The organism is Algoriphagus jejuensis, assembly GCF_039523455.1.
GTDB classification, from domain to species: Bacteria; Bacteroidota; Bacteroidia; order Cytophagales; family Cyclobacteriaceae; genus Algoriphagus; species Algoriphagus jejuensis.
This window is the reverse complement of the sequence record NZ_BAAAFI010000036.1, coordinates 19,106-43,485: the sequence shown is the minus strand read 5'-3', so window position 1 is coordinate 43,485 and position 24,380 is coordinate 19,106. Positions and strand designations below refer to the sequence as shown.

The 24,380-nt window shown below is 48.1% G+C and carries 25 protein-coding genes; 12 read left to right on the top strand and 13 right to left on the bottom strand.

What is annotated here, in order from left to right; translation table 11 throughout:
- Positions 1-91: 91 nt before the first annotated feature.
- From mraY to mraZ, 6 genes are read right to left on the bottom strand one after another with little or no spacing between them, the layout of a single operon-like run.
- Complete coding sequence (mraY, locus tag ABD031_RS14740) at positions 92-1,303, bottom strand: phospho-N-acetylmuramoyl-pentapeptide-transferase (RefSeq protein WP_343852802.1); 1,212 nt, start codon at positions 1,301-1,303, stop codon at positions 92-94.
- A 1-nt stretch (position 1,304) separates the two neighbouring features.
- A complete protein-coding gene (locus ABD031_RS14735; RefSeq protein ID WP_343852800.1) occupies positions 1,305-2,768 on the bottom strand; it encodes a UDP-N-acetylmuramoyl-L-alanyl-D-glutamate--2,6-diaminopimelate ligase in 1,464 nt (487 codons plus the stop codon).
- On the bottom strand, positions 2,769-4,877 hold the full coding sequence (locus ABD031_RS14730) for a penicillin-binding protein (RefSeq protein WP_343852798.1): 2,109 nt from the start codon (positions 4,875-4,877) through the stop codon (positions 2,769-2,771).
- Positions 4,874-5,257, bottom strand: a complete 384-nt coding sequence (locus ABD031_RS14725; RefSeq protein WP_343852797.1) for an FtsL-like putative cell division protein — start codon at positions 5,255-5,257, stop codon at positions 4,874-4,876. The genes ABD031_RS14730 and ABD031_RS14725 overlap by 4 nt, the downstream gene beginning before the upstream one ends.
- Positions 5,254-6,165, bottom strand: a complete 912-nt coding sequence (gene rsmH, locus ABD031_RS14720; RefSeq protein WP_343852795.1) for a 16S rRNA (cytosine(1402)-N(4))-methyltransferase RsmH — start codon at positions 6,163-6,165, stop codon at positions 5,254-5,256. Before rsmH ends, ABD031_RS14725 begins: the two co-directional genes overlap by 4 nt.
- A 5-nt stretch (positions 6,166-6,170) precedes the next feature.
- On the bottom strand, positions 6,171-6,605 hold the full coding sequence (mraZ, locus tag ABD031_RS14715; RefSeq protein WP_343852793.1) for a division/cell wall cluster transcriptional repressor MraZ: 435 nt from the start codon (positions 6,603-6,605) through the stop codon (positions 6,171-6,173).
- A gap of 558 nt (positions 6,606-7,163) precedes the next feature.
- On the opposite strand from mraZ, the gene ABD031_RS14710 reads away from it, so the two are divergent.
- Entirely contained in the window at positions 7,164-8,360 is a 1,197-nt protein-coding gene (locus ABD031_RS14710) for an OprO/OprP family phosphate-selective porin (protein WP_343852791.1), read from the top strand.
- A gap of 66 nt (positions 8,361-8,426) precedes the next feature.
- Here ABD031_RS14710 and ABD031_RS14705 read toward each other — a convergent pair whose 3' ends face one another.
- Together ABD031_RS14705 and ABD031_RS14700 are read right to left on the bottom strand one after the other, a co-directional pair.
- On the bottom strand, positions 8,427-10,439 hold the full coding sequence (locus tag ABD031_RS14705) for a M56 family metallopeptidase (protein WP_343852789.1): 2,013 nt from the start codon (positions 10,437-10,439) through the stop codon (positions 8,427-8,429).
- The gene (locus ABD031_RS14700; protein ID WP_343852787.1) at positions 10,436-10,810 is read right to left on the bottom strand and encodes a BlaI/MecI/CopY family transcriptional regulator; all 375 of its coding nucleotides are present in this window, start codon (positions 10,808-10,810) and stop codon (positions 10,436-10,438) included. Before ABD031_RS14700 ends, ABD031_RS14705 begins: the two co-directional genes overlap by 4 nt.
- A gap of 192 nt (positions 10,811-11,002) precedes the next feature.
- Between ABD031_RS14700 and ABD031_RS14695 the strand changes: the two genes are divergently transcribed.
- From ABD031_RS14695 to ABD031_RS14680, 4 genes are read left to right on the top strand one after another with little or no spacing between them, the layout of a single operon-like run.
- Entirely contained in the window at positions 11,003-11,758 is a 756-nt protein-coding gene (locus ABD031_RS14695) for an NRDE family protein (protein WP_343852786.1), read from the top strand.
- Positions 11,759-11,761: 3 nt separating this feature from the next.
- Positions 11,762-12,739 carry a YpdA family putative bacillithiol disulfide reductase gene (locus tag ABD031_RS14690; protein ID WP_343852784.1) on the top strand — a complete coding sequence of 326 codons (978 nt, stop codon included), beginning with the start codon at positions 11,762-11,764 and terminating at the stop codon, positions 12,737-12,739.
- Positions 12,740-12,799: 60 nt separating this feature from the next.
- The gene (locus ABD031_RS14685) at positions 12,800-13,273 is read left to right on the top strand and encodes an antitoxin Xre/MbcA/ParS toxin-binding domain-containing protein (protein WP_343852782.1); all 474 of its coding nucleotides are present in this window, start codon (positions 12,800-12,802) and stop codon (positions 13,271-13,273) included.
- 3 nt (positions 13,274-13,276) lie between these two features.
- Positions 13,277-13,735, top strand: coding sequence for an RES family NAD+ phosphorylase (locus ABD031_RS14680; RefSeq protein ID WP_343852780.1), 459 nt, complete (start codon positions 13,277-13,279; stop codon positions 13,733-13,735).
- A 145-nt stretch (positions 13,736-13,880) separates the two neighbouring features.
- Here ABD031_RS14680 and guaB read toward each other — a convergent pair whose 3' ends face one another.
- Both guaB and ABD031_RS14670 read right to left on the bottom strand, forming a co-directional pair.
- Entirely contained in the window at positions 13,881-15,359 is a 1,479-nt protein-coding gene (guaB, locus tag ABD031_RS14675; protein WP_343852778.1) for an IMP dehydrogenase, read from the bottom strand.
- A gap of 243 nt (positions 15,360-15,602) precedes the next feature.
- Positions 15,603-16,796 (bottom strand): RsmB/NOP family class I SAM-dependent RNA methyltransferase, encoded by a 1,194-nt coding sequence (locus ABD031_RS14670; RefSeq protein WP_343852776.1) that lies wholly within the window; start codon positions 16,794-16,796, stop codon positions 15,603-15,605.
- A 110-nt stretch (positions 16,797-16,906) separates the two neighbouring features.
- Here ABD031_RS14670 and prmC point away from each other — a divergent pair, with 110 nt between their 5' ends.
- Together prmC and ABD031_RS14660 are read left to right on the top strand one after the other, a co-directional pair.
- Positions 16,907-17,746: a peptide chain release factor N(5)-glutamine methyltransferase gene (gene prmC / locus ABD031_RS14665; protein WP_343852774.1), complete on the top strand. Its 840-nt coding sequence runs from the start codon at positions 16,907-16,909 to the stop codon at positions 17,744-17,746.
- Positions 17,747-17,816: 70 nt separating this feature from the next.
- The gene (locus ABD031_RS14660; protein ID WP_343852772.1) at positions 17,817-18,212 is read left to right on the top strand and encodes a DoxX family protein; all 396 of its coding nucleotides are present in this window, start codon (positions 17,817-17,819) and stop codon (positions 18,210-18,212) included.
- Between the two features lie 112 nt (positions 18,213-18,324).
- Here ABD031_RS14660 and ABD031_RS14655 read toward each other — a convergent pair whose 3' ends face one another.
- On the bottom strand, positions 18,325-19,161 hold the full coding sequence (locus tag ABD031_RS14655) for a VOC family protein (protein WP_343852770.1): 837 nt from the start codon (positions 19,159-19,161) through the stop codon (positions 18,325-18,327).
- A gap of 11 nt (positions 19,162-19,172) precedes the next feature.
- Positions 19,173-20,048 (bottom strand): SRPBCC domain-containing protein, encoded by an 876-nt coding sequence (locus ABD031_RS14650; protein WP_343852768.1) that lies wholly within the window; start codon positions 20,046-20,048, stop codon positions 19,173-19,175.
- Between the two features lie 120 nt (positions 20,049-20,168).
- Between ABD031_RS14650 and ABD031_RS14645 the strand changes: the two genes are divergently transcribed.
- Positions 20,169-21,149, top strand: a complete 981-nt coding sequence (locus ABD031_RS14645) for a GlxA family transcriptional regulator (RefSeq protein WP_343852766.1) — start codon at positions 20,169-20,171, stop codon at positions 21,147-21,149.
- A gap of 9 nt (positions 21,150-21,158) precedes the next feature.
- Here ABD031_RS14645 and ABD031_RS14640 read toward each other — a convergent pair whose 3' ends face one another.
- Positions 21,159-22,178 carry a DNA topoisomerase IB gene (locus ABD031_RS14640; RefSeq protein WP_343852763.1) on the bottom strand — a complete coding sequence of 340 codons (1,020 nt, stop codon included), beginning with the start codon at positions 22,176-22,178 and terminating at the stop codon, positions 21,159-21,161.
- Positions 22,179-22,346: 168 nt separating this feature from the next.
- Between ABD031_RS14640 and ABD031_RS14635 the strand changes: the two genes are divergently transcribed.
- Genes ABD031_RS14635 through ABD031_RS14620 form a run of 4 tightly spaced genes read left to right on the top strand, consistent with a single transcriptional unit; the run spans position 22,347 to position 24,321 of the window.
- Positions 22,347-22,760 (top strand): hypothetical protein, encoded by a 414-nt coding sequence (locus ABD031_RS14635; protein ID WP_343852761.1) that lies wholly within the window; start codon positions 22,347-22,349, stop codon positions 22,758-22,760.
- A 32-nt stretch (positions 22,761-22,792) separates the two neighbouring features.
- Complete coding sequence (locus ABD031_RS14630; RefSeq protein WP_343852759.1) at positions 22,793-23,218, top strand: hypothetical protein; 426 nt, start codon at positions 22,793-22,795, stop codon at positions 23,216-23,218.
- Between the two features lie 12 nt (positions 23,219-23,230).
- Positions 23,231-23,503 carry a hypothetical protein gene (locus ABD031_RS14625; RefSeq protein WP_343852757.1) on the top strand — a complete coding sequence of 91 codons (273 nt, stop codon included), beginning with the start codon at positions 23,231-23,233 and terminating at the stop codon, positions 23,501-23,503.
- Complete coding sequence (locus ABD031_RS14620; RefSeq protein ID WP_343852755.1) at positions 23,503-24,321, top strand: Cof-type HAD-IIB family hydrolase; 819 nt, start codon at positions 23,503-23,505, stop codon at positions 24,319-24,321. The genes ABD031_RS14625 and ABD031_RS14620 overlap by 1 nt, the downstream gene beginning before the upstream one ends.
- Positions 24,322-24,380 lie beyond the last annotated feature (59 nt).

Below are 24,380 nucleotides of genomic sequence, written 5' to 3'. Positions count from 1 at the left end.
AAGGTTATGATCGGTTTTTAAAGGTCACATGGATCTCATGCTTGAGTTTTATTCCATAAAGTCGTTTTTCCGACATGCTCGATTTCATTTTTTATCTCAGTTTCAAAGTGGCCAAGCTGATGACTGCCAGCAGAATTCCCACAATCCAAAACCGGGTAACGATCTTGGCTTCAGGGATTCCTTTTTTCTGGTAATGGTGGTGTAGCGGCGACATCAAGAAGATCCTTCTGCCCTCGCCGTATTTTTTTCTGGTGTATTTGAAATAGCTCACTTGGAGCATCACACTTACGTTTTCGATGACGAAGATCCCGCACATGATCGGGATGAGTAGCTCTTTGCGAAGCGTCAATGCCAACACTGCTATCACTCCTCCCAGCATCAGAGAACCCGTGTCGCCCATGAAGACCTGTGCCGGATAGGCATTGTACCAAAGGAATCCAATGCAAGCACCAATAAAAGCGGAGGCGAAAATCACCAACTCTCCCGAGTTGGGGATATACATGATGTTCAGGTATTGGGAGAAGATCGCGTTGCCGCTTAGGTAGGCGAAGATGGCAATCGCCAACCCAATGATGGCCGAGGTTCCCGCCGCCAAGCCGTCAATGCCATCGGTAATATTTGCACCATTGGACACCGCAGTGATGATGAAGATCGCCACTAAGATGTATAATACCGGCACCATGGATTCACCCAGAAAACCCAGCAAACGCTCGTAGTCCAGTTCGTTGTTTTTCAAAAAAGGAATGGTGGTCTTCAGCGCTTTGACATCCTGGAAAGAAGGCGTTTCGACCACGCCTTCCTCTATGGATACAGGTGTGGAAAACTCCCGAATGACTACGTCATCGTTGTAGTAGAGCGTAGCGCCAACGATGATTCCGATTCCGACCTGGCCGACAATCTTAAATCTGCCGGCAAGTCCTTCTTTGTTTTTGCGAAAAACCTTGATGTAGTCGTCCAAGAAGCCGATCGCCCCCAACCAGACGGTGGTGATGAGCAAAAGGAGAATGTAGACGTTGTTGAGATTGGCAAAAAGAAGCGTAGGAATCAGGATCGCTGCGATCATCATCAGGCCACCCATCGTCGGAGTGCCCTTCTTCTGCGTCTGTCCATCCAGGCCCAGATCACGGACGGTTTCTCCGATCTGCTTTTTGCGGATCCAGGCGATGATATTCTGTCCAAAAGTGATGGTAATGATCAGCGAAAAAACTGCCGCCATCCCCGCTCGGAACGAGATGTAGCGAAACACACCCGTTCCCGGGATGTCCAGCACTCGATCTAGGTAGTCAAAAATGGGATAAAGCATATCAGTTTTTAGTCATTTGTTCTAAGATCTCAGTCACTACCTCGGCATCGTCAAAATGGTGTTTCACCCCTTTGATCTCCTGGTAGTCTTCGTGCCCTTTGCCCGCGATCAGGATGATGTCGCCTTTTTGGGAAAACATCACGGCAGTCTTGATCGCTTCCCGCCGATCCTCAATCGTAAGGGTCTTTCTGGTTTCGGTCAGACTAATCCCCGCCTGCATATCCCTAAGAATATCCATCGGGTCTTCGAAACGGGGATTATCCGAGGTGAAAATCACTTTAGTGCTTTCAGCCACGGCTATCTTGGCCATGACAGGACGCTTGGTTTTGTCACGGTTTCCGCCACAGCCGACCACGGTGATCAGTTGTTCGTTTCCGGTGCGGACACCATTGATGGTTTTGAGGACATTGTCCAGCGCATCCGGTGTATGGGCGTAATCGACGATGGCGATAATCCCACCGATGGCGATCCGGTCAAAGCGTCCTTTTGCTCCACGGATGCCAGAAAGCGTGCGGAGGACCTCGTCTTCCTCTTCACCCAAAAGCACGGCGGCTCCAAGGACCCCCAGAAGATTGTAGGCGTTGAACGCTCCGATCATTCGGAACCAGATGAGCTTGTTGTTGATCTCCAGTTCGAGTCCTTCGAGGGTATTGGAGATGATCTTGCCTTTGAAGTCAGCTGAGGATTTGAGGGCAAAAGTCTGATGAGTTGCTTTGCAGTTTTGAAGCATCACGAGTCCACGCTTATCGTCGCCGTTGATCAGCGCGAAGGCATTTTTCGGAAGCTCGTCGAAGAGTTTTTTCTTAGCTTTAATATATTCGTCAAAAGTGCCGTGGTAGTCGAGATGGTCATGTGTGATGTTGGTAAAAACTGCTCCTGCAAGTTTCAACCCGGCGATTCGCTCCTGCACAATCGCATGCGAGCTCGCCTCCATGAAGCAATGGGTACAGCCTTCGTCCACCATTTTACGAAGCAAAGCCTGGACACTCACCGCATCCGGAGTGGTATGCGTAGCCGGAATCACCGTCTCGTTGATCTTATTTTCCACCGTGGATAGCAAACCCGCGCTGTAGCCCATGGCCACGTACAGCTGGTGCAAAAGTGTCACAGTGGTCGTCTTGCCGTTGGTGCCGGTGATCGCTACCACTTTGATCTGATCCGAGGGATTGTCGAAGAAATTGGCAGCCATGATACCCAATGCTTTGGCAGAATTCGCTACCTGCACGTAGGTGATCGCTGAAACGAGAGACGCTGGAAGCGTTTCGCAGATGATCGTGGTCGCACCTTTTTCGATAGCCGTGGAGATGAATTCATGCCCATCCACCTGCGTCCCGGCAATAGCAACGAAGGCACTTCCGTCTTCCACCTTTCTGCTGTCAAAGACAATACCACTCACGGCTCGCTCCATGTCACCCATGGTCGAGGTCAGCGATACTTTGTATAAGATGTCCTTAAGCACTTTCATTTATCCTAACACGAGGTTAATCGTTCCATTTTTTCCGAGCAGCGTCCCCGGCGCCATAGATTGCTGGAGTACACGCCCTTTCCCCTTATAGATCACTTTCAGCCCTTTATTTTCAAGAACAAAAAGCGCATCCCTTAGCGGCATTCCCGAGACATCGGGGACGACCGGCATCTCGGTGTTATTCAATTTCAAAGCAAATTTCTCTGCAATCTTTGCCGGCATGACCCAATCTTCGCCAGATGGGCTATCGACTTTGAGTCCAAGCGTTTCAAAAATCCCCTGCAGCTCTTCGCCCTTTCCAGCGTTGATTACAGGCATCTTATCGTCCATATTTTCTGCTTGGAAAATCTTGGACTGATCCACCGGATTGAGTTCCATGTCCAGGGCATAGATGCGATCGGCTATTTCCTTGAAAACCGGCGCAGATACATCACCCCCATAAGCGGCGAAGCCTTTGGGACTGTCGATCACCACGATCATGCTGTACTTGGGGCGATCTGCAGGGAAATAGCCTGCAAAACTCGTGTAGTACGTCTCGGTGTATTTGCCGTTTACAATCTTCTGAGCGGTACCGGTTTTACCAGCAATGCTGTAGTTATCATTTCGAATATTCTTGGCGGTTCCTTTGGTAACCACACCTTCTAGAAGCTCTTGAAGCTGCTTGACGGTTTTTTCAGAGGCGATTCGCTTACGCAAAACCTGAGGTTCATAGGTCTCCACATACATATTTCCTTTTCCGACCGCTTTGACTATAAGTGGCTTCAACATCACCCCATTATTTGCCACTGCATTGTAAAAAGCAAGTGTATGGATGGGATTGAGCTTGGATTCATATCCGATGGAAATCCATGGGAGCGAGGTACCATACCAGGTTTTCGCCCCAGGTTTTTTGAAAAAAGGCCTGCCCTCTCCTGCTAACTGAAGACCGAAAGGCTCTGCAAATCCAACCTTGTCCATGTATGCCATGAATTTTGACGGGCTGGAGCCAAAGTGCTGATCCACCAGCTTGGAGATCGCGACGTTGGAAGATTTCTCAAATGCCTCCCGTATCGTGATTGTACCGAAACCGCCATTTTTGGCATCGTACATGGTCTGATTGTAGAATCTATGTGCTCCGTTTCCGGCCTCGACCTTGTCATTCAGACTGATTTTGTTTTCTTCCAAAAGCGCCAACATCGAGAGCAGTTTGAACGTCGAGCCCGGCTCTGTATTTCCGATGTCGCCAACAGCGTAATTGTAGCTTTCGGAGTAACCAACACCGCTTTTGTTGCGCTGAAGGTTGGACATGGCCTTGATGTGGCCAGTCTTCACCTCCATCACGATCACCGAACCGAACGCTGCGTCCCGATCGGTCAGTTGTCTTCGGAGTGCAGTCTCGGCCACGTCCTGGATATTCACGTCCAAGGTGGTAAAGACGTCGTAGCCGTTGTCAGGCTTGATGTCTTCAGCGTCAAAAACCGGTTTCCAGCTTCCGCCTGCCAATCGTTGGAATAGCGCCTTCCCGTCTGTTCCTTTTAGGTAATTGTTGAAGCTGTATTCGATTCCGGCTCCGTAGTCGTCTTCATTCAAAAAACCGACAGTACGACTCGCCAGGGAGTTGAAAGGCCGGTAGCGCTTTTCGACTTTTTCGAAGATCACTCCTCCACCCAATCGACCGTCTCTGAAGATCGGCCAAGAAGTCATTTTCTGCATATCTTGATAGCCGATCTGCTTTCTATTAAGCACTAGGTAGCGCTTCTTGTCTCCTCTCGCATCTTGGATCATCCGCTTGTAGGCCGTCGCAGATTTGTCTTTGTAGAAAATAGAAAGTTGCTTGGAAAGCGAGTCGATGCCAGTCTTGAACTTGGCGTCCTTGGCCATGGTCGGATCGATCGCCACCCGATAAAAAGGCAAACTGGTTGCCAAAAGGCTACCGTCTGTTGCATAGATATTACCCCGTGTAGCGGGAACCTCACGAAACTGAAAGTTGATCTGCTCCGCTTTTGCGCGCCATTTGTCTCCTTCCTTCAGTTGTACTACAGCAATCTTGTAAGGGATAGCGCAGGCAACCAAAGCAACCAGGATGAAGACCACCCTTACACGGAGCACTATGGAGCGTTTTATATTCACTTTTCTACCTCGATTTTGATCGGCGGTTGGTTCAATTCATAGATATCGAGCTTCGCAACTCGCTTGGCCACTTCGGATTGCATGCTGCTTTGCATGTATTCTGCCTCCAGGGTAGTAACATCGGCACGCAGGTCCTCTACTTCCTGCTGGGCTTTCTCGATTTTGCGGGTCATGCTTTCAGCGCGGTGATTGCTGAAGATGTAGATCAGTGCCAGTATCACCACAAAACCCACAGGCGGCACTAATTGCACCGGCACACCTTCACCCAGAATCCCTTTGACATCGAGCTTCTCTTCGATCCAAGTGAACAGCGTCTTCGTCGACTCTCCTGTTGGAGCGCTTCCGGCCTTCAGCTTTTTCTTAAAGGTATTTTGACTCATTCGCCTGCTTTTACTGCGATTCTCAACTTGGCACTTCTAGCTCTTGGGTTGGCGGCAATCTCTGCCTCATCGGCAACGATCGCCCCTCTTGACACCGGCTCCAAAGGCCGGATCAGGTTTCCGTAGAAATCCTTCTCTACTTCGCCTTGAAACTTGCCCTTGGCGATCAGACTTTTCACCAGTCGATCTTCCAGGCTGTGGTAGCTCATCACCACCAATCTTCCTCCTGGTTTCAGCAATTCGATTGCGCTCAGGAGCATTTCCTCCAAAGCACCCATTTCGTCGTTCACGTCTATTCTCAAGGCCTGAAAGACCTGCGCGTAGTATTTGAAATCTTTGCCCCGGGGAGCGTAATTTTTCAGAAAAGCCGTGAATCCTTCCGTCGTTTCGAAAGGCCTGCTTCCGCGCTCGGAGACAATCGCCTGAGCGAGCGTTTTGGCATTCTTCACTTCTCCATACATTCCTAGAATCTTGTGAAGCGCTCCCTCATCGTAGGTATTCAACACTTCTTTGGCACTGATCTCCGCAGATTGATTCATCCGCATGTCCAGCTTGCCGCTGAATCGAGTCGAAAACCCTCTAGTCGGCTCGTCAATCTGATGCGAGGAAATGCCCAAATCAGCCAATATCCCATCGACCTGCTTCACCCCGTGTAGTCTGAGATAGCGTTTGATATCCCGAAAGTTGGCCTGCACGATTGTGAAGCGCTCATCCTGCGGCACGTTTGCAAGCGCATCTTCGTCCTGGTCAAATCCGTAAAGATGCCCTTGATCCAGATGCTTCAAGATCTCTCTTGAATGTCCGCCGCCGCCGAAAGTCACATCGACATAGACGCCGTTGGGATCTATAGCCAAGCCTTCAGTGCATTGGGCGAGCATCACTGGAATATGGTACGCTGACTCTGTCATGGCTTTTATGAGAGATGTTTTTCCATCTGTTGTGACAACTCGGCGTCGGTCAGGATGGCAGAATCATCCAACCGCTCCGCGCTCCAGATTTCGATCTGACTACCATAGCCAATGAGCACCACGTCCTTTTCCAGTCCAGCATGTTCCTGGAAAGTTTTTGGTATCAAAAAACGCCCCGTTCCATCTAACTCTACCTCTGTGATCCGGGTGAAAAAAGACCGTTTCAATCGGCGAGTCTCTTCATTGAAATCCGAAAGCGCGTTGATCTTACTTTCCAATTTTCGAAATTCCACCATCGGATAGAGCTTCAAGCATCTATCAGCAGCCTTCTGAAGCATAAGCACAGAACCATTGGCCTCAGGAATTGCCCCCTTAATCTTGGAGGGCAACACCAGACGCCCCTTGGGATCTAGCTTGCATTCGTACTGACTGTTGAACATAATTTGGACTCGGTTAAATAGCGTTTACGGTAAAGACAAAAGTAAGAAAATGAATCCCACTTCCATCCACTTTCTCCCACTTTTTGCCACTTTGAATTAAAAGTAGCCAAAAGAATCATCCATCCCAATAGATTTCTTAAAAATTCGGAGAAATTTTTCTTGATTTTCAACGGGTTAATCGAAGCTATTTGACATTGAAAAAGCCTGTATTTGAAGCAAAAAATGGGTTTTTAACAAAAGAAAAGGATGAAGTAAGCTGGCTTAAGACTTACATCCAGAAAAAGTGGGGCAATTTCCCATAAAAATGATCCGAATTGAAAATTCATTGCCATATCCCACCTATATCCACCGGAGTGAATCCATCTATCAGGACTGAAACCTCTTCCCAAAACAGGTCAAAAAAAGGCCGGACACTAGCAAAAAATCCATGATAACATAGAGCTTAGATTCGCATTTAGCTTCCAACAAGGCTATACCCCAATTATGTATTACACGTCCATTTTCGGGCTAAAATCCTACGTCTTCTCTATATTTAAAAAAACATTTTTTGTCTTAAAAATGAATAAACTCCTCTGTCTCTTTCTATTCCTGTTTAGCGTTTCTCAAAGGGCGATCAGCCAAGAAAAACAAGACACAACAGCTAAGGAATCCAAAATTCGGCATACCTCCAAAGGGTTTGAATTCAGCACCTCAGATAACAAGTTTCTGCTTCAGTTTGCCAGCCGTTTGCAATTTAGATTTGCTACGCCCGGTGACCAAAATCCAGTAACCTTCGATGACTTTGCCGAATACAATACAAAGCTGTTCAAGATCAATCGTGCTCGTCTCAAGATCGGGGGACATGCGTACGAGCCATGGATCAAGTATTATTTCGAATATGAATTTGCCCAAAGCAACCTGCTGGACTTCCGGGTGATGATCGAGAAATGGCCATGGATGAAATTTAAGTTTGGACAGTGGAAGACTGAATTTACCCGAGAGCGGTTCATCAGTTCGGGGGATCAACAGATGGTCGATCGCTCAATCATCAACCGACCATTCACGGTTGATCGCCAACAAGGTGTCACGGTGTATGGAAATCTGGCTGGTGGAGGGATAGCGAATTTTGACTATTGGGTTGCCGTCCTGACTGGTACGGGACGTGGGTCTACCGACAATGACGACGACAAGCTGATGTATTTTGGACGACTCCAATGGAATATTCTGGGTCGACCTGTGCCTTTCGAAGGGGGAGATATGGATATATCCGAAAAGCCCGCAGCGATACTTGCCCTCTCAGGAGTGACCAATACCAGCCCCTATACCCGATTTTCTCAAGATGGAGGGGGATATTTGGAAGGGTTTGAAGATGGACTTCCTGGTCAATACACCGTCAACCAATTCCAAGTAGAAACCGCCTTCAACTACAGCGGATTCTCTTGGGCCTCAGAGATCCACCGGAAATATATCCTGGACAACACCACCGGTGTGCGAACTGAACTGGGAGGCTTCTATCTTCAAGCAGGATATTTCGTCCACCAAGCATGGAACTATTGGCCTAAAAAACTTGAGGTCGCTACGCGCTATGCGCAATACCGGCCGGATGTCAGTATCTCCGAAAACCGTCAACGCGAGATTGCACTTGCTTTCAACTACTTTTTCTACGGCCACAAAAACAAGCTGACCGCCGAGCTTACCCGCTTTATCTTCCAAGATCACTCGATCCCACAAAAAGATGAAACCCGAATCAGAGTCCAATACGACATCTCATTTTGAGTTTATACTAGTGCAAAAAAACCTGCCCGTTTGGGCAGGTCTTTCGGATGCATCAACACACAATTATTAGTTATTTCCTTTTTTGAGCTCTTCCTGAAGCAGTTTCTGGAATTCCTGCATTTTAGCATGGTGTTCTTTCTGCCACACCTCCATCTTACGCTGATACTCTTCCATTTTCGGCTGTTGGGCTACTTCCCATTCTTTCATCTTTAGCTCAAACTCCTTCATCTTAGGACCCTGCGCTGCTTCCCACTCGGCCATTTTTTTCTCGAACTCTTCCATTTTAGGGCCGTTTGCGGCTTGCCACTCTTCCATCTTTGCCTCAAACTCCTTGAATTTTGGACCATTTGCCGCCTCCCATTCTGCCATTTTTGTTTCAAACTCTTTCATTTTAGGCCCGTTGGCAGCATGCCATTCCTCCATCTTCAATTCAAACTCTTTGATCTTGAGGGCAAAATCCTTTTCGAATTTGGTCTCCCATTCTTTAGCCTTCAACTCCATGTCCTTAGCCCACTTCTCCCTCTCTTCCTTGGTCATCTTGGTCGTGTCAGTCCATACCGGAAATGGCTCCATATTCATATCAAATTCGAAACCCATATCCATCTGCGGAGCAAAATTAAACTCGGCCATATCCATCGGAGGCATTGGCGGAATTGCATCCATCACGGGCATATCCACTCCAAAATCAAAGAGAGGCATTGGTGCTAGCGCTAATTCAGCGGGGAAAACCGGAGCGATTGGCATGTCCAGTTTCGGCATATTCTGATAGTCAAAAGCCTGAATATTATCCAAGGCAGCTTTAGCCTTGGGAGAGAGCTTCACTGTGTCGCCACCTGAGATCAAAAGGTCTCCTTGGATTCTATAGGTTTCTCCGTCGTCGCTGGTGAACATCATCTGGTTTTTGCCCTCGAACGCTACCGGAGTATTTGGCATGTTGTCTTTGGACTTTTTGACCGTGTCCTGGAATGCTAGAGCCGAAAATGTAGGCTCAACTTTAGCAACTTGTGCTTTTGAAACAACCGGACCGGTCTGCTGGGGGGCGTCTTGCTGGGCACTAGCCATCAGCCCGACGCTGAGAAATAGGGTAAGTAGCATAGGGATAGAAATAATAGGGGTTTGAGGATAGTTTTGCGAAGGATAGCCAAGTATCCTTTTAATTCTTTGAAGCGTTGGATTTCGCTGTTTCCCGGCCGCCAAGGCCAGTTCGGGTGGATTTTGCTTCGCAAAGTTCAACACCTCGGCGAGGCTGGTTGCGAGAGTTTTAGGCTCTACACCGGCACTCATAACCAAGTCGTCCGCGGCATTTTCGCGGAGTTCTTTGACCGTAGTATTCATCCACCAATAGCAGGGGTGAAAGAAGAAGATCACTTCTAAACCAGAGAGAAGTAGGTTGATGATGTAGTCGTTGCGCTTTACATGGGCGAGTTCGTGAGCGATGATGGCTTCAAGTTGATCCGGCGAGAGCTGAAAAAGCAGCGCTGCGGGGAACAGAATGATAGGCTTGAAGGTGCCAAAGGTCAGAGGCGATGCTCCAAACGTGCCGACTCGCAACTGGACTTCCGCATCGATCCCCATCTTGCCTGCCAATCGATAAAGGACTTTTTGAAGTTGAAAATCGGTGACCGGGCTGGATGACTTTCGAAGTCCCCTGATTTCAGACAGGCTATTCACCAAACGAAGCAAAAACAAGAGTGCGCCTAAAAGCCAGAAATTAACGAGAAAAGGGATGTTTTGCTCAATCCAAAAGCCGACTCGGCCAATACTCGAATCGACCCCGGACTCCGCTTGTATAACCGAAGGATTTGCTAGGATAAGCTGTAGCTCATTGACGGAAAGCATTGATTTGGTCGCTGACACCGGGCTATATTCATAGATGAACGTGCCGGTACATGCGATCAGAGAAACGATCAATGCACCAACTGCCAAGCCATATTTCACGGCAGGCCTAGCACGATAAGCGATCTTGAGCACCACCCAAAGCAGGGATGCGATCAATACCAGCTGCCAAAGCGAGTGAACCAATGTCCAACCCAGGGCTTGGAGCAAATTATCCGGAATCCAGTCAATCAAGATTTTCATTTCGGTTTGTTTTCAAGTTGGTCTAAAAATGCTCTTATCTCATCAATTTCGTCTTTCGACGGATTTTCCTGCCCCAGTGCTTGCATAACGAGCGATTTGGACGAACCGCCAAAAGCGGTGCTCACCAGGTTTTTCAGCAAGGAATTCTGTGTGTCTTTTTGATTCGTAGTCGGTCGGTAAATGTGTGATCGGTTTTGCTCATCCCGAATTACCATCCCTTTGGCATGCATGATCTGCATGATCTTCAGTGTCGTGGTATATCCGGTCTCCTTGGTTGCGGCGAGTCGATCATGGATCTGTCTCACGCTGGCCTCTTTCATTTCCCATAACAGGGCCAATATTTCCAATTCCGCTTCTGTTGGCTTGTTCATGTCAGTACTTACGATAGCTTTCGTACCAAAGTTATACGAAGCGAATCGTAATATCAAAATAAGTACGACAATTATCGTATTAAAATTTGTTAAGCATTGATTTCATGACACTTAATCCATATTCTAAATTTATTGAGGAGAATATTGGAATCTGGAAACGGAAAAAACCGAGTCCTAGTTACCTTTAACGGCATGTGTCTAGTAGCCTTTTCCTGGAAAGTCCATCCGGAATTCCCCCTTCTCATCTCCGCCAACCGGGATGAGTTTTTTGATCGACCGACGGCTCCACTCCATACCTGGGAAAGTGGCCTCTATGCTGGCAAAGACCTTCGCGGAGGCGGTACTTGGATGGGCTTCCACCCAAATGGAAAGTGGGCGCTGCTGACGAACTACCGGGATTTCTCCCGCCCTATGACCGGTGAAATCAGCAGAGGAAGACTGGTGTTGGATTTCTTGGAAAAGGAAATCAGTCCAGAAAACTATCTCGACGAAGTCGTGTCCTCCAAAGTCCGCTACGAGGGATTTAACCTACTGCTATCGGATGGCGACAAGCTATTTTACTACAGCAACTATGGAGATCTGCCGACAGAAGTGAAACCCGGAATCCACGCCATTTCCAATGCGCAGCTCAACGCTCCTTGGCCGAAGACGGAGCTCGCAAAGCAACAGTTGGAAAGACTAAAACCGGATGGCGCCAAGCCCGAAGAATTGCTGGCAATCCTCAAATCCTCCCAAACCTATCCTCTGGAGTCACTCCCAACGACGGGCGTGGGCGCGGAGATGGAAATCCAGCTCTCGGCACAATTGATCCGGATAGCACCGAATTATGGAACTGTTTCTGCTACATCTGTTTTAAGAAACAAGACTGGGTTTACCCAGCTCCTGGAGCGAAGCTACGGCTGGGATCCGGGAGATTATCGTGACATTTCTTTCAGCTTTCAAACCTAAACCATGCAAAAAACATACGACCTGATCATCGTCGGTGGCGGACCTATCGGCCTAGCCTGTGGCATCGAAGCCGGAAAAGCAGGCTTGGACTACCTCATCTTAGAAAAAGGAGCCTTGACCAATTCTATCTTCAACTACCCGGTCAACATGACCTTTTTTTCGACCTCTGACCGGCTGGAGATGGCCAATATCCCCTTTATGTCCGTGGGGGTCAAACCCACACGAACCGAAGCCCTGGAGTATTATCGAAGGGTTTATTCTCACTACCAGCTTAAGGTCAAGCTCTACGAAGAAGTGAAAAAACTGGAAAAACAGGAGGACTTTTTCTCGATCAAAACCTCCAAAGCTGATTACCAAAGTAAAAACATCGTGTTGGCGACCGGCTTCTATGACCTACCCAACCTGATGGATGTGCCGGGAGAAGACCTGCCCAAAGTGCTCCACTACTACAAAGAGCCCTGGCCCTTTATCAATCAAAAAATATTGGTCGTCGGCGGAGCGAATTCAGCAGTGGACGCAGCGCTGGAATGCTGGAGAAAAGGCGCGGAGGTCAGCATGGTCCTGCTACGAGACGAAGTAGACGACAACGTAAAATACTGGGTGCGTCCTGATATCATGAACCGCATCAAGGAAGGTTCGATCCAAGCATTCAAACGATCCAAAGTCAAGGAAATACGGGAAAAGGAGGTAGTAATCAGCACTCCGGATGGAGAGGTGACATTGGAAAATGACTGGGTACTCGCCATGACGGGTTATAAACCAAATTTCGGATTGCTCGACCAACTGGGAGTCAAGTTGAGTCTCGACGAAAAGCGCCAACCCTGCTACGACGAAGCCAATCAAGAATCCAATGTGCCGGGAGCCTACCTCGCGGGAGTGGTCTGCGGAGGCCTGAATACCCGGGAGTTTTTCATCGAAAACAGCATTGCCCACGCGGCTTCCATTGTAGAAGAAATCAAGAAGAAATACAAGCTATCTTAATTGAGACAATTGTTTGTTTTATTTGAGAATATTTGTAGCTTAGAGGAAAGTCTATGGGCTATGGGCAAGACTTGGAAGATCAAATTGCAAAGCGGCGATGCTATCCAGCTGGAGACGGAAGCCCGGCTTTACCATTTCTTTTCCCAGCAGCTCCTGCACGCACAAGACCAGCCCCGAGAAGCTTATGGTGGTGTGGTGTTGGATTTTCAGGAGACGAGTACTTTTTTTGATTTTCTGGATTTCACGACACATGACATCGCTGAGGTGATGGAGATCGATCCGAGCACGCTTTTCCGCTGGAAAAAAGAAGACCGAAAGCTCTCCAAAGCACTCACCAAAAACCTACTGGATATGGATCAGATCATCGCCAAGGGTGTCCGCATTTTTGGGTCAGAAGAGCTGCTGTCCCAGTGGCTACAGACTCCCAATACCTCTCTTAATGGTCAAAAGCCCGCAGCACTCCTTAAGAATCCCTACCAGATCAGCTTGGTAGATCAGGCTTTGGAGGCCATCTCCTGGGGCAATATCTTCTGATGAATGGAGTACGTTCGCCTCTATGAATCGCTTCCCGGCAGAAACGGGCTTAGCTACGGCCTGGGAACCGGGCGATGGAATCAATTTGGCACCCCGCTGATCTATGCCTGCTCGGTGAGCTCGCTCAATCTGCTCGAACTCCTCAGCATCAAAGGGCCGGTGGTCACCCAAAGTCAATGGAAGCTAGCCTTGCTGACTATTACAGAATCCATCCCAGAGCTGGACGTCGACTTCCTGCCCAATGACTGGAAAAACAGACCCTATCCCCGCTCCACCCAAGAGTTTGGATCTGCTTGGGCCAAGGGGATGATTTCTCCGGCCTTGAAAATCCCTTCCTGCCGAATACCGCTGAAAAGCTACCCCTCAGAGTACAATCTGCTGATCAATCCGCTTCATCGGGATTTTAACGGGTGGGTAAAAATTAAGGAAGAATGGGACGTGAGTTTTGAGGTGAACCAATAGAATGAAGACCTATCTATCGAATACAGTCAACGACCCACAAAAGCAGAACCTTCATCTCAGTTCTTCCCTCAATTATCCACTCAAACTTTCCAAGGGATTTGAAACCCTTGGAAAGCAAAAAAACCGGCAGAAGCCGGTTTTTATTTTATGATTTTAAGCTGTAGTTAGGAGCTTCCCGAGTCACACTCACATCATGTGGATGGGATTCTTTGACACCAGCCGCAGTGATTTTCACAAACTTGCCATCGTTTTGCAGATCTTCAATTGACTTTGTGCCACAGTAGCCCATACCAGCCTGAAGGCCGCCGACCAGCTGATACAGCACTTCGGACACCAGACCCTTATAGGGCACTCTTCCGACAATTCCCTCAGGAACCAATTTTTTGATATTGTCCTCAGCATCTTGGAAATAGCGGTCTTTGGAACCAGATTCCATGGCTTCCAAAGAACCCATGCCACGGTAGCTTTTGAATTTTCTTCCTTCGAAGATGATCATCTCGCCAGGAGCTTCTTCCGTTCCTGCCAACAAGGATCCGATCATAATCGAGGCTCCACCTGCGGCGATGGCTTTGACCAAATCACCCGAATAACGAATCCCGCCGTCAGCGATCACCGGGACACCGGTACCTTTCAATGCTTCTGCACATTCGAATACTGCTGAAAGCTGCGGTACTCCGACACCGGCGATAATTCGCGTAGTACAGATCGATCCTGGCCCAACTCCCACCTTCACCGCATCCGCACCCGCTTCAGCCAAGGCAACCGCTGCTTCAGGCGTTGCGATATTTCCAACGATTACTTCCAGATCCGGGAATGCCGTTTTTATTCTTTTACAGGTTTCGATCACCCCTTTGGAATGACCGTGGGCTGTATCAATCGAAACCACGTCAACTCCGGCGCTTTTCAGCGCTTCCACTCTTTCTTCAATATCCGCCGTCACACCAACTGCCGCGCCTACTCGCAAGCGGCCGTATTCGTCTTTGCATGCGTTAGGCTTGTCTCTTCTTTTAAGAATATCTTTGTAGGTGATCAGTCCTGTGAGTTTGTACTCATCATCTACTATCGGAAGCTTTTCAATTTTATACTCTTGGAGTATCTCCTCGGCTTGCTCCAACGAAATTCCTGACTTGGCTGTAATCAGCTTATCCTTAGTCATGATCTCCCGGATCGGACGATTTTGATCTTTGATAAATCGCAGGTCTCTGTTGGTGATGATGCCTTTTAAAACCTTGTCACCATCCACCACGGGAATACCTCCAATATGATACTCCCGCATGATAGCTTCTGCATCACGAACTTTTGAATCAATATGAAGTGTGATTGGATCGAGAATCATCCCAGCTTGGGAACGCTTCACTTTGCGGACTTGAGCAGCCTGCTTTTCGATGGACATATTTTTGTGAATAAATCCAAGTCCACCTTCCAATGCAATGGCAATCGCCAATTCTGCCTCGGTTACCGTATCCATTGCTGCAGACACGAGAGGAATGTTCAATCTGATTTTTTTGGTGAGCTGAGTGGAAGTGTTGGTCTCGCGTGGGAGCACTTCAGAATAACCCGGGACAAGAAGCACGTCATCGTAGGTGAGCGCTTCATAAAGGAACTTCGAGGAGTTTCGATTCATGGCAAATATTGGTTGTAGGTAACCCTATTTGCCCGCCAAAGGTACAAACAAAAAACTATGCCATGCCAGCGGAAAACAAAAATAAATGTGGAAACAACCTCTTTTAGCTCTTGCTTTTAAAATATGTTTTGGAAGAGATAGTTAATACAACAAGAAACCAGTCCAAAGTCCTGATTTGAATAAGTGTATCAAATCAGGACTTTAGACTGGTTTTTTATGATTTTACAAAAATTCTGATTTGAATCAGTTGGCTTTTTTCATCATTCTGGCGATGTAAAAACCGTCAAAGCCGCTTTCCTGCGCCAAGACTTTTTTATCCTCGATCAATTCAAAATCCTTTCCGGCATCGCTTTCCAAGAATTTCTGCACCTGAAGTTCATTTTCCGAAGGCAAAATACTACAGGTCGCATAGACCAACTGTCCGCCCGGCTTGAGCATGGAAGGATAGTTTTGAAGGATTTCCTGCTGAGTCGCACGGACTGTTTCGATGGATTCAAGACTCAGCTTCCATTTGGTGTCCGGATTTCTTCGAAGCACTCCCAGTCCAGAGCATGGAACATCAAGCAATAGTCGATCGGCTGTTTCCTTCAGACGCTTGATGGTCTTGGTACCTTCGATAACTTTGGGTTCAAAGATCGAAACCCCATTTCGTCTTGCCCGAAGTTTCGCTTGCTGAAGTTTCCATTCTTCGATGTCCATGGAGATAACTTTGCCTTTGTTTTCCATCAACGCGGCCAAATGAAGGGATTTCCCCCCCGCTCCCGCGCAGGCATCGATCACCCGCATGCCCGGCTCAACTGCCAAGGCCGAGGCGACCAACTGAGAACTTGCGTCCTGCACCTCAAACTCACCAGCTTTGAAAGACGGATGGCGAAATACATTTTGCCGCTCCTCCAATATCAATGCATCGGGATATCCCTTGACGATATAGGTGTCGATGCCATCAGCCAGCAATTGGTTTTTGAGCCTTTCTCTGGTAGTTTTCAGGGTATTCACCCGAAGCACAACTTCCGCTTCCTCATTGAGCGCATGGATTTCCGCCTCCCATTTTTCACCCAATTCTGCTGATCCAAGTTTTTGCAGCCAATCTGGAATGGACTCTAAAAGCGCCGGATCGGTGATCGACTCGTATTTGCCTTTGAGTTTGTCGGGATTGATGCGCGCAAATTCCTCCCACTCAGGCAAGTCATTTCCCTGCATCAACCAGTAGGTTCCAAACAGATCCCAATAGTCTTTTGACGGGCTCAGGTGATTGATCAGCCTCCACCAGCGCACCATTTCGTAGGTAGTTTCGGCAATAAACGAGCGGTCACGGGCACCCCATTTGGGATTGGATTTCAAGGTTCGCTCAATGACTTTGTCTGCGTATTGACCATCCACAAAGATGGCCTCAAGCGCGGTATGCACGCCCCGAATGGTGTTGTTATGTAGTTTCATGGGAGAAAATTCTTGCCGACAAAGGTAAGGGGATTTGTCGAGGAAAAGCCCCTCTGCCGTCCGCACCTCAAAATCCTCCCTAATTTCCGTCTGCCTCACTACCTTTGGGCATGCCGATTTCATTCCAACAGTTAATAAAAAACTGGTCCGCCCAACTGATTCAATACGATCCAAGCGAAGCCGAAAACCTTGTGTATTGGTTATTAGAACATCATTTGGCAATGAAACGCGTGGACGTGATGCTGCTGGTGAACGAAGAGAAGTTGTCGCCGATATTGCTTACCCACTTCAAACGACTGAAAACCGGCGAACCGATTCAATACATCTTGAGAAAAGCACCTTTCTACGGCAGAGATTTTTTTGTCACCCCGGACACGTTGATCCCCCGAAACGAGACCGAGGAGTTGGTCCATCTGATCATCAAAGAAAATCAAGCGCCGGGTTTGAAAATACTGGACATTGGAACTGGCACAGGCTGCATTCCGATCACCTTGGCACTGGAGATGAACGATCCCAAAGTCTATGCGCTCGACATTTCGGAACCCGCACTTCATGTGGCGGAGCAAAACGCGCAAGCGCTCAATGTGAACGTGAGCTTTGAGCGCTGCGACATATTGAAAGAAACCCCGAACTCCTGCGATTTGGATATTTTGGTGTCCAATCCACCCTACGTTTTGGAGTCGGACAAAAGTGCGATGCACACAAATGTGCTGGAGCACGAGCCTTGGATCGCCTTGTTCGTGTCCGACGAAGACCCGTTGCTTTTCTATCGCGTCATTGCAGAAAAAGGTAAACTAATGCTGCGATCAGGAGGAAAAATCTATTTCGAAATTCATGAAACCCAAGGCGAACAGATCCGAAAAATATTGGCCGGTTTGGGGTATCAGCAGGTGAACATACTTCAAGATCTCAACGGCAAAACTCGAATGTGCTCCGCGATACTTCCCTGACGCTGGTGTAAAATCTCTGGTACAAAACCCGATCGCTTGGTAATTTCAACCTAAACCCTGAGCTCCCCATATGAAACGAGACTTTCAATCCTCTCTCGCCCTACTTTTGCTTCGCGTAGGATCCGGCGCACTCATACTCACCCATGGCATCCCCAAACTGATGCGCCTATTCAGCGGTAGCGAAATCAAATTCGCAGATCCTTTTGGACTTGGTCCGGTTATTTCACTCGGACTTGCAACTTTTGCAGAAGTCGTATGCGCCATTTTGGTGATCATCGGCTTCAAAACCCGGCTTGCCGTTGTACCGCTCATCATCACGATGCTGACCGCAGCATTCTACGCACATTGGGATGATCCCTTCGGAAGAAAAGAATTGCCGCTGCTGTTTTGTATTGTATTTGTCAGTTTACTTTTGACCGGCGGAGGGAAGTATTCTCTGGACAAAGTCAAGAAACGATCACGATGAACCGACGAAAGCCTTCACCCATCCCTGAAAACACCAAACCTCTCCAAGGGATTTCAATCCCCTGGGAGAGTAATCCGAAAAAATTCCGGCCAAATGGCCGGCTTTTTTGTTGCTAGGCATTTTCAAGAGTGGCGATGTCGAATTTCTTCATCTTCATGAAAGCCGCTGCCACTCGCTGACCTTTCTCCGGATCTGACATAAGCTTTCCAAGGTTTGCAGGAACCACCTGCCAGGAGATTCCAAACTTATCCTTGAGCCACCCGCATTGACTTTCCTGTCCTCCGTCGGTCAGCTTTTCCCAGAAAAAATCAATCTCCTGCTGGTTCGCACACGGAATGACCAACGACAGTCCCTCCGAAAAATTAAACTTGTGATCAAGCGAACTGTCCATGGCAGAGAAACGCTGGCCATTGAGGAAAAACTGTGCATGGTTGATCTTGCCCGCCTGATCTCCCGCATCCTCTCCATATCTGGATATAAAGCAGGTGGAAGAATCGGGAAAAATCCCCGAATACAGTTTAATGGCCTCTTCCGCTCTGCCAAACTGATCTCCGGTAAACATAAAAGCAGGTATATACCTTTGTATTACACCGTCAGGAAAATTGCTTTCAAGCTGCCAACTCACTCCGTATTTATCCTGCAGAAAACCATACTTTTTTGACCATGGATAAGTATCGAGCGGCATCATGATCATTCCGCCGTCGGCAAGTTTGTCCCAGATCTGCTGGATTTGTTTTTCCTCCGGGAAAATAGAATAAAACGAAATACTGGGCGTAGGCTTGAACATCGGGCCGCCGTTGAGCAGCATAAACTTTTCACCACCAGAAGACCACATCGTTACCATCGGATTGCTGTCTTCAATCTTGGCGTCCGGAAATACCGAACAGTAAAACTCAGCCGCTTCGACAGCGTTATTGTTCATCCAGATACAGGGATAGAGCTTTTCCATTGCGTTAGAATTTATTGTTCGCAAATTTCTTTGAGTCGTTTGAGCGCATTGGGCCACATTTTCTCAAACATTTCCTTGTATTCTCCCCCGGATTCCATGTCCACTTTAACGATGGTCTTGTCACCCAAATCGACAAAGCTGTAATTCTCCGTGGCACCAGCAAAAGCTTCTACTTCGGGCCCTTCGGTGATTTCTTTACCGTTATCAACAATCCCCAAATGCTCAATGGAAATATATTTGTTCGTAACCCGCTCGGCGATCCGGGAAACCATTCCTCCTTCTTTTCCCTCTTCACCTGGCCCGAGGAAAAGAATCTTGGAGCCTTTCGTCCAATCTCCTTTGAAATAAGAACCCGGATGAAATGCAGTCGTCCAGTCTCGGTAAGTTTCGTCGGCGAGCATAATATCAAAAACTTTGGCGACGGGAGTGTTGATTTCGATCTCGAAGTGCATGGAGTCATGCTGAAAGCCTTCGACGTGCTTCTTAAAGTTATCCAAGATCGCCTGCCAGCCGTCGCGCTGCAATTCTTCCGAGTTCGTCTCTTCCGCATCGAAGGTGACAGTGACAAGCGTTTTCTCTCCCTTGTCTTCAAAGACCACCTCAGCCTCGCGCCCGTCACCCATCACATAGGTAAGCAATTCATTGGGCTGCACTTTTTGAAAAACTCCCTCGAAGTCAAAACCCATGGAGCCATCTTTGGCCTCCATGCGATAGGAAAAGCTTCCTCCGGGCTCGAGTTCGTTTTTGGCAGCCGGGGAATGCCAGTCGGGAGAAGCGCAGTTCCACTTGACGATATGTCTGGGGGAATTGTAGGCAGTCCACACTTGATTGACCGACGCGGCGATCTCCGCCGACACCGTGATCTTTGTTTTTGGCTTGGTAGTCATTAGAATGTCTGTTTTTTGGGTTAGCTGAACTATACAAACTTACACAACTTCCGCGGGAAGAATCGGTATGAAAAAGACAAGGAAGAGGTCAATTGCGACAGGTTTTTATAAATTGGAAGGATGAAAAAAATCAGGATATTGGCAATGGAGGGCTGTGTGGTCCAAGCCGTTGCGGGCGCGCAGTATTGCTTCAATACGGTCAATCATTTTTTGGGCCTCAGCGACCAAGAGCCGGCCTTTGATGTAAAGCTCGTCGGCCTTAGCCGGGAGGTCCACCCGGGCTTTCCGGGATTTGTTTTGCAGCCCGATGAAACACTCGAAACCGCCAGTGACGCTGACCTGATCATCATTCCTCCGCTCTTTGGCGATTTCGACCATGCTATCGAGACCAACAGCCCCTTCTCCCCTTGGTTGCGGGAGCAATACGAAGCAGGCTCCGAGATCGCTTCGCTGTGTGTGGGAGCGTTTTTCCTCGCATCCACCGGCATGCTCGACGGCAAGCGCTGCTCGACTCACTGGGGTTTTATAGATCAGTTTCGAAATCAGTTTCCTTTGGTAGAAGTCCTGGACGGAAGCATCGTGACGGAAGAGGCGGGCATCTACTCCAGCGGAGGCGCCAACTCCTATTGGAACCTCCTGCTCCATCTGGTCGAGAAATACGTGGATCGGGAGATGGCCATCCTATTGTCCAAATACTTCGCCATCGACATCGACCGGGACACCCAGTCGGCTTTTGCGATCTTTCGCGGTCAAAAAGAACATCCCGACCCTGAGATCAGAAGGGCGCAGGAGATCATCGAAAACCGATTTTCGGAGCGGATATCCGTGGACGAGCTGGCCGATGAGGTGGCTGTGGGCCGACGAAGCTTTGAGCGGCGATTCAAACGTGTCACCAACAATTCCGTCCTGGAATACGTCCAGCGGGTCAAGATGGAAGCTGCCAAAAGAAGCTTTGAAACCAGCCTCAAAAACATCAACGAAGTCATGTGGGACGTAGGCTACACCGACTCGAAAGCTTTCCGAACCGTCTTCAAAAAAGTGACCGGACTAACCCCCAATGAATACCGAAATAAGTACAATAAGCTGGTGAGGTTGAATTGAGTTGCTATTTCAGAATTTTGCAGCCAAGATCTTGATCGCCGTTTGTTCATTTGCCGTCAGCTGATCAGGATCGCGTACGCCTCTGAGTTTACGTTTTTCAAACCGCTCCAATTTCCCTTCGAGCAAAACCTGCATCACTTTGGGATGAATGTAATACTTACGGCAGACTGCTGTCGTATTTCCCAAAACTTCCGCTACCTTTTTAATGATGGTCACGTCCAGCTTTCTGTTTGGAAACTCCTTGACGATCTCCAGACTTTCCTGAAAGTGATCGAGCGCGGATACCGTGCCTCCCCAAGTTCTAAAGTCCTTCGCTGTAAACGGCTCACCGGAGATTTCCGCGAGGTATTGATTCACATCCTGAGATTGCAGGCGATGGTAAGTCCCTTCGCTGTCCTGATATTTAAAAATCTCGTAGCCTGGAAGTTCAGACATTTTTTTGATCAGGTTGATCAGCCGCCTGCTCTCTACTTTGATTTTCCTGTCTTTACCGCTTTTCGCTTTGAAATGGAGATATAGTTTCCCGTCTTCCTCCACGATGTGTTTTCTTCGCAAGGTGGTCAGTCCATAGGTCTTGTTTTCATGCTCATAGTATTTGTTGCCGATTCGGATAAAATACTCATCCAGCATCATCACAGTCAGTGCCAAAATCTTTTCCCTCGGCCATCCTTTTTTGCGAAGATCACGTTCGACAGCTTTTCGGATTTGGGGAAGTTTCTTCCCAAATTTCTCTAATCTTCCATACTTTGAATCCTGTCGGAAAGCTGTCCAATCGGGGTGGTAGATGTACTGTTTTCGTCCCCGGGCATCGAAGCCCGTCACCTGCAGATGCCCTTTCGCGTTTTTACAAATCCAGACATCTCTCCACATCGGCGGGATGACAAGCTGCTCAATTCGCTCCAACACTCTTTTCTTGGCTATTTTCTCCCCTTTTTTATCCAAATAGGCAAATCCCTTCCCTATTTTTTTCCTTACGAAACCGGGGAATCCTTCCCCAACGTAAACCAAATCTTCCGGACAGTCTGTCATACTGATTGATGCTTTGTATGCAAGACAACTCAAAAAGTGTACACTTGTTAAGGCATAATCAGCTCTTTTGTACTCAACTCCAAAGATCAGAGGTAGCGTTTTTCGCGTCCTGTTCGTTTAGTGATCGTCCACCACTTTTCCTCTTAAAAAAATCTACTCGAAGACACGATGCGCAAAATCCTGATTTTTCTCCTGTCTCTTACTTGTCTCGTCGCATGCGATGACGATTGCCTGGGATTTAAAATTGGAGAAGATTTTGAAATTGCCTTGAATGAAACCTCGGAAAACTGTCCCAAAAACCTATCTGTCTCTTTGCTGGAAATTCAGGATTCCCGCTGCCCACTGGGAGGGAATTGCATTTGGGAGGGTATGATTGTGATCGAAGGCCGACTTAGAATCGACGGGCAGGAAAATAAACTCCAGCTAAGTACCAATCAAAACGCAAGCGGTTTCCCGCAGGAATTCTCCACAGAAGATCATACCATAAAACTGATTGATGTGCTCCCTTACCCCGACACTTCAAAGCCTAATCAAACGAAAGACCAGCGGGCCATTTTACTGATTTCCAAAAGATCTAGCTGAGATTGCTTATTTTCGCATGAACCCCTTACCTCATGCGAAACAGACTTTTTATACTTCTCCTTACCCTTGTCTTGAGTTCTTGCGCCTGTGAGCCCGAAGACATTGCCTCATTTGCCTTCAAGGGAATGGAGACTTTTATGGGCGCCGGATTTATGCCCTCTGAAGAAATCCGGGCGACGGGGAGATTTCAGGGAATGAGCGTCAACCTGAGCAGCTCCTCGGTGGACGGCGAGGAAGAATCCACCATTTTCTTAAAGCTGGAAAATGGCGATCCGGTAGCTTTGGGACATCAGCCTGAGCTTTTAGCGCGAAAGTGCGCAGAACTCTACCTCCGAGATTTTGAAAAATCTGGCGAATACCAAAAAATCACCGTCCAATTTATCCAATCTGACCCTTCGAGTCCCGAAAACATCGCAATGCAGGAATACATGTTCGACACAAAAGACTTCCCACCCTAAACCTCCAGGACCATGAACTTTCCCCCCGAATTCCAAAAAGCCCCGCAATCCCTTGGCGAGTGGATCATTAACGTCATCATTTCCAAAATCCCGCTGATTGGGTTCATAATGCTGATCGTGTGGGCTGTGGACAAAGATACCGACGTCACAAAAGCCAATTGGGCCAAAGCGGAGCTGATCGTAAAATTGATCGGATTTGTGCTGGTTTTGGTATTCGTGGGCTTGATAGGTTTCGGAGTTTTCATGAATTTCGCAGATCAAATAGACTGGCAATCCCTAGACTGATGAATTTTAAAGCTTTCTGTTCCGACATCGACGGAACCCTTCTTAACTCAATTCGAGATCTTTCTCCAAGACTTAAGTCCATCGTCACCCAATTGCCGCAAGAAGTCCCCGTAATCCTGGCGAGCTCTAGAATGCCCGACGCGATGCGGCATTTGCTTAGCGATCTTGGCCGCAGCGCCCAACCGTTGATTAGCTACAATGGAGGATTTGTATTGAGCTCCATGGGAGAAGTACTGGAAGACGTGAGCATTCCAGTGGATTTGGTCGCCAAAATCTTGGCTGTCACCAAGGGAACCGACATCCATGTCAGCCTCTACCAGGGAGAAAATTGGTATGAGGAAAAGGACGATTATTGGTCACAGCGCGAAGTGAAAAACACCAAGGTAGATTATACTTGGATGCCCGCAGATGGCGTACTCGATCTGTGGTCAAAGGGTAACTCCGGTGCCCACAAGGTGATGTGTATGGGAACTTCTCCGGAAATCGCCTGGCTATTTGGCGAATTGCATCTCGCTCATGCGCCCGATCTTCACCTCTATCGATCCAGCGATACTTATCTGGAAATTGCTCCGCGTGCAATCTCCAAAGCTACCGGACTGAGGAAAATCCTTGCGCATGAATATGAATTTGGAATGGAAGACGTCATCGCCTTCGGCGACAACTACAATGATATCGACCTGCTTCAAAGCGTGGGGTGGGGGGTTGCTGTAGGCAATGCCCGTGCTGAGGTGAAAGCGGTTGCGAAAGAGGTGACGTTGCACCACAAGGAAGATGGTGTTGCAGCAACTTTGGAAAGAATTCGAAGTCTGCGCCTCTGAAATTGAAGTTTTGTCGCGAATATGCGTTAGGTAGAACTTCCTACCCAATACATTCCAGT

What these genes read in the sequence shown, in the direction of transcription:
- rsmH (WP_343852795.1), bottom strand. Translation starts at nt 6,165, where the DNA reads ATGACAGAGTCAGCGTACCATATTCCAGTGATGCTCGCCCAATGCACT.
- ABD031_RS14690 (WP_343852784.1), top strand. Translation starts at nt 11,762, where the DNA reads ATGCAAAAAACATACGACCTGATCATCGTCGGTGGCGGACCTATCGGC.
- ABD031_RS14640 (WP_343852763.1), bottom strand. Translation starts at nt 22,178, where the DNA reads ATGACAGACTGTCCGGAAGATTTGGTTTACGTTGGGGAAGGATTCCCC.
- ABD031_RS14620 (WP_343852755.1), top strand. Translation starts at nt 23,503, where the DNA reads ATGAATTTTAAAGCTTTCTGTTCCGACATCGACGGAACCCTTCTTAAC.
- ABD031_RS14625 (WP_343852757.1), top strand. Translation starts at nt 23,231, where the DNA reads ATGAACTTTCCCCCCGAATTCCAAAAAGCCCCGCAATCCCTTGGCGAG.
- ABD031_RS14735 (WP_343852800.1), bottom strand. Translation starts at nt 2,768, where the DNA reads ATGAAAGTGCTTAAGGACATCTTATACAAAGTATCGCTGACCTCGACC.
- ABD031_RS14700 (WP_343852787.1), bottom strand. Translation starts at nt 10,810, where the DNA reads ATGAACAAGCCAACAGAAGCGGAATTGGAAATATTGGCCCTGTTATGG.
- mraY (WP_343852802.1), bottom strand. Translation starts at nt 1,303, where the DNA reads ATGCTTTATCCCATTTTTGACTACCTAGATCGAGTGCTGGACATCCCG.
- ABD031_RS14685 (WP_343852782.1), top strand. Translation starts at nt 12,800, where the DNA reads ATGGGCAAGACTTGGAAGATCAAATTGCAAAGCGGCGATGCTATCCAG.
- ABD031_RS14645 (WP_343852766.1), top strand. Translation starts at nt 20,169, where the DNA reads ATGAAAAAAATCAGGATATTGGCAATGGAGGGCTGTGTGGTCCAAGCC.
- ABD031_RS14680 (WP_343852780.1), top strand. Translation starts at nt 13,277, where the DNA reads ATGGAGTACGTTCGCCTCTATGAATCGCTTCCCGGCAGAAACGGGCTT.
- guaB (WP_343852778.1), bottom strand. Translation starts at nt 15,359, where the DNA reads ATGAATCGAAACTCCTCGAAGTTCCTTTATGAAGCGCTCACCTACGAT.
- ABD031_RS14725 (WP_343852797.1), bottom strand. Translation starts at nt 5,257, where the DNA reads ATGAGTCAAAATACCTTTAAGAAAAAGCTGAAGGCCGGAAGCGCTCCA.
- ABD031_RS14635 (WP_343852761.1), top strand. Translation starts at nt 22,347, where the DNA reads ATGCGCAAAATCCTGATTTTTCTCCTGTCTCTTACTTGTCTCGTCGCA.
- ABD031_RS14650 (WP_343852768.1), bottom strand. Translation starts at nt 20,048, where the DNA reads ATGACTACCAAGCCAAAAACAAAGATCACGGTGTCGGCGGAGATCGCC.
- mraZ (WP_343852793.1), bottom strand. Translation starts at nt 6,605, where the DNA reads ATGTTCAACAGTCAGTACGAATGCAAGCTAGATCCCAAGGGGCGTCTG.
- ABD031_RS14630 (WP_343852759.1), top strand. Translation starts at nt 22,793, where the DNA reads ATGCGAAACAGACTTTTTATACTTCTCCTTACCCTTGTCTTGAGTTCT.
- ABD031_RS14670 (WP_343852776.1), bottom strand. Translation starts at nt 16,796, where the DNA reads ATGAAACTACATAACAACACCATTCGGGGCGTGCATACCGCGCTTGAG.
- ABD031_RS14695 (WP_343852786.1), top strand. Translation starts at nt 11,003, where the DNA reads ATGTGTCTAGTAGCCTTTTCCTGGAAAGTCCATCCGGAATTCCCCCTT.
- prmC (WP_343852774.1), top strand. Translation starts at nt 16,907, where the DNA reads ATGCCGATTTCATTCCAACAGTTAATAAAAAACTGGTCCGCCCAACTG.
- ABD031_RS14705 (WP_343852789.1), bottom strand. Translation starts at nt 10,439, where the DNA reads ATGAAAATCTTGATTGACTGGATTCCGGATAATTTGCTCCAAGCCCTG.
- ABD031_RS14655 (WP_343852770.1), bottom strand. Translation starts at nt 19,161, where the DNA reads ATGGAAAAGCTCTATCCCTGTATCTGGATGAACAATAACGCTGTCGAA.
- ABD031_RS14710 (WP_343852791.1), top strand. Translation starts at nt 7,164, where the DNA reads ATGAATAAACTCCTCTGTCTCTTTCTATTCCTGTTTAGCGTTTCTCAA.
- ABD031_RS14660 (WP_343852772.1), top strand. Translation starts at nt 17,817, where the DNA reads ATGAAACGAGACTTTCAATCCTCTCTCGCCCTACTTTTGCTTCGCGTA.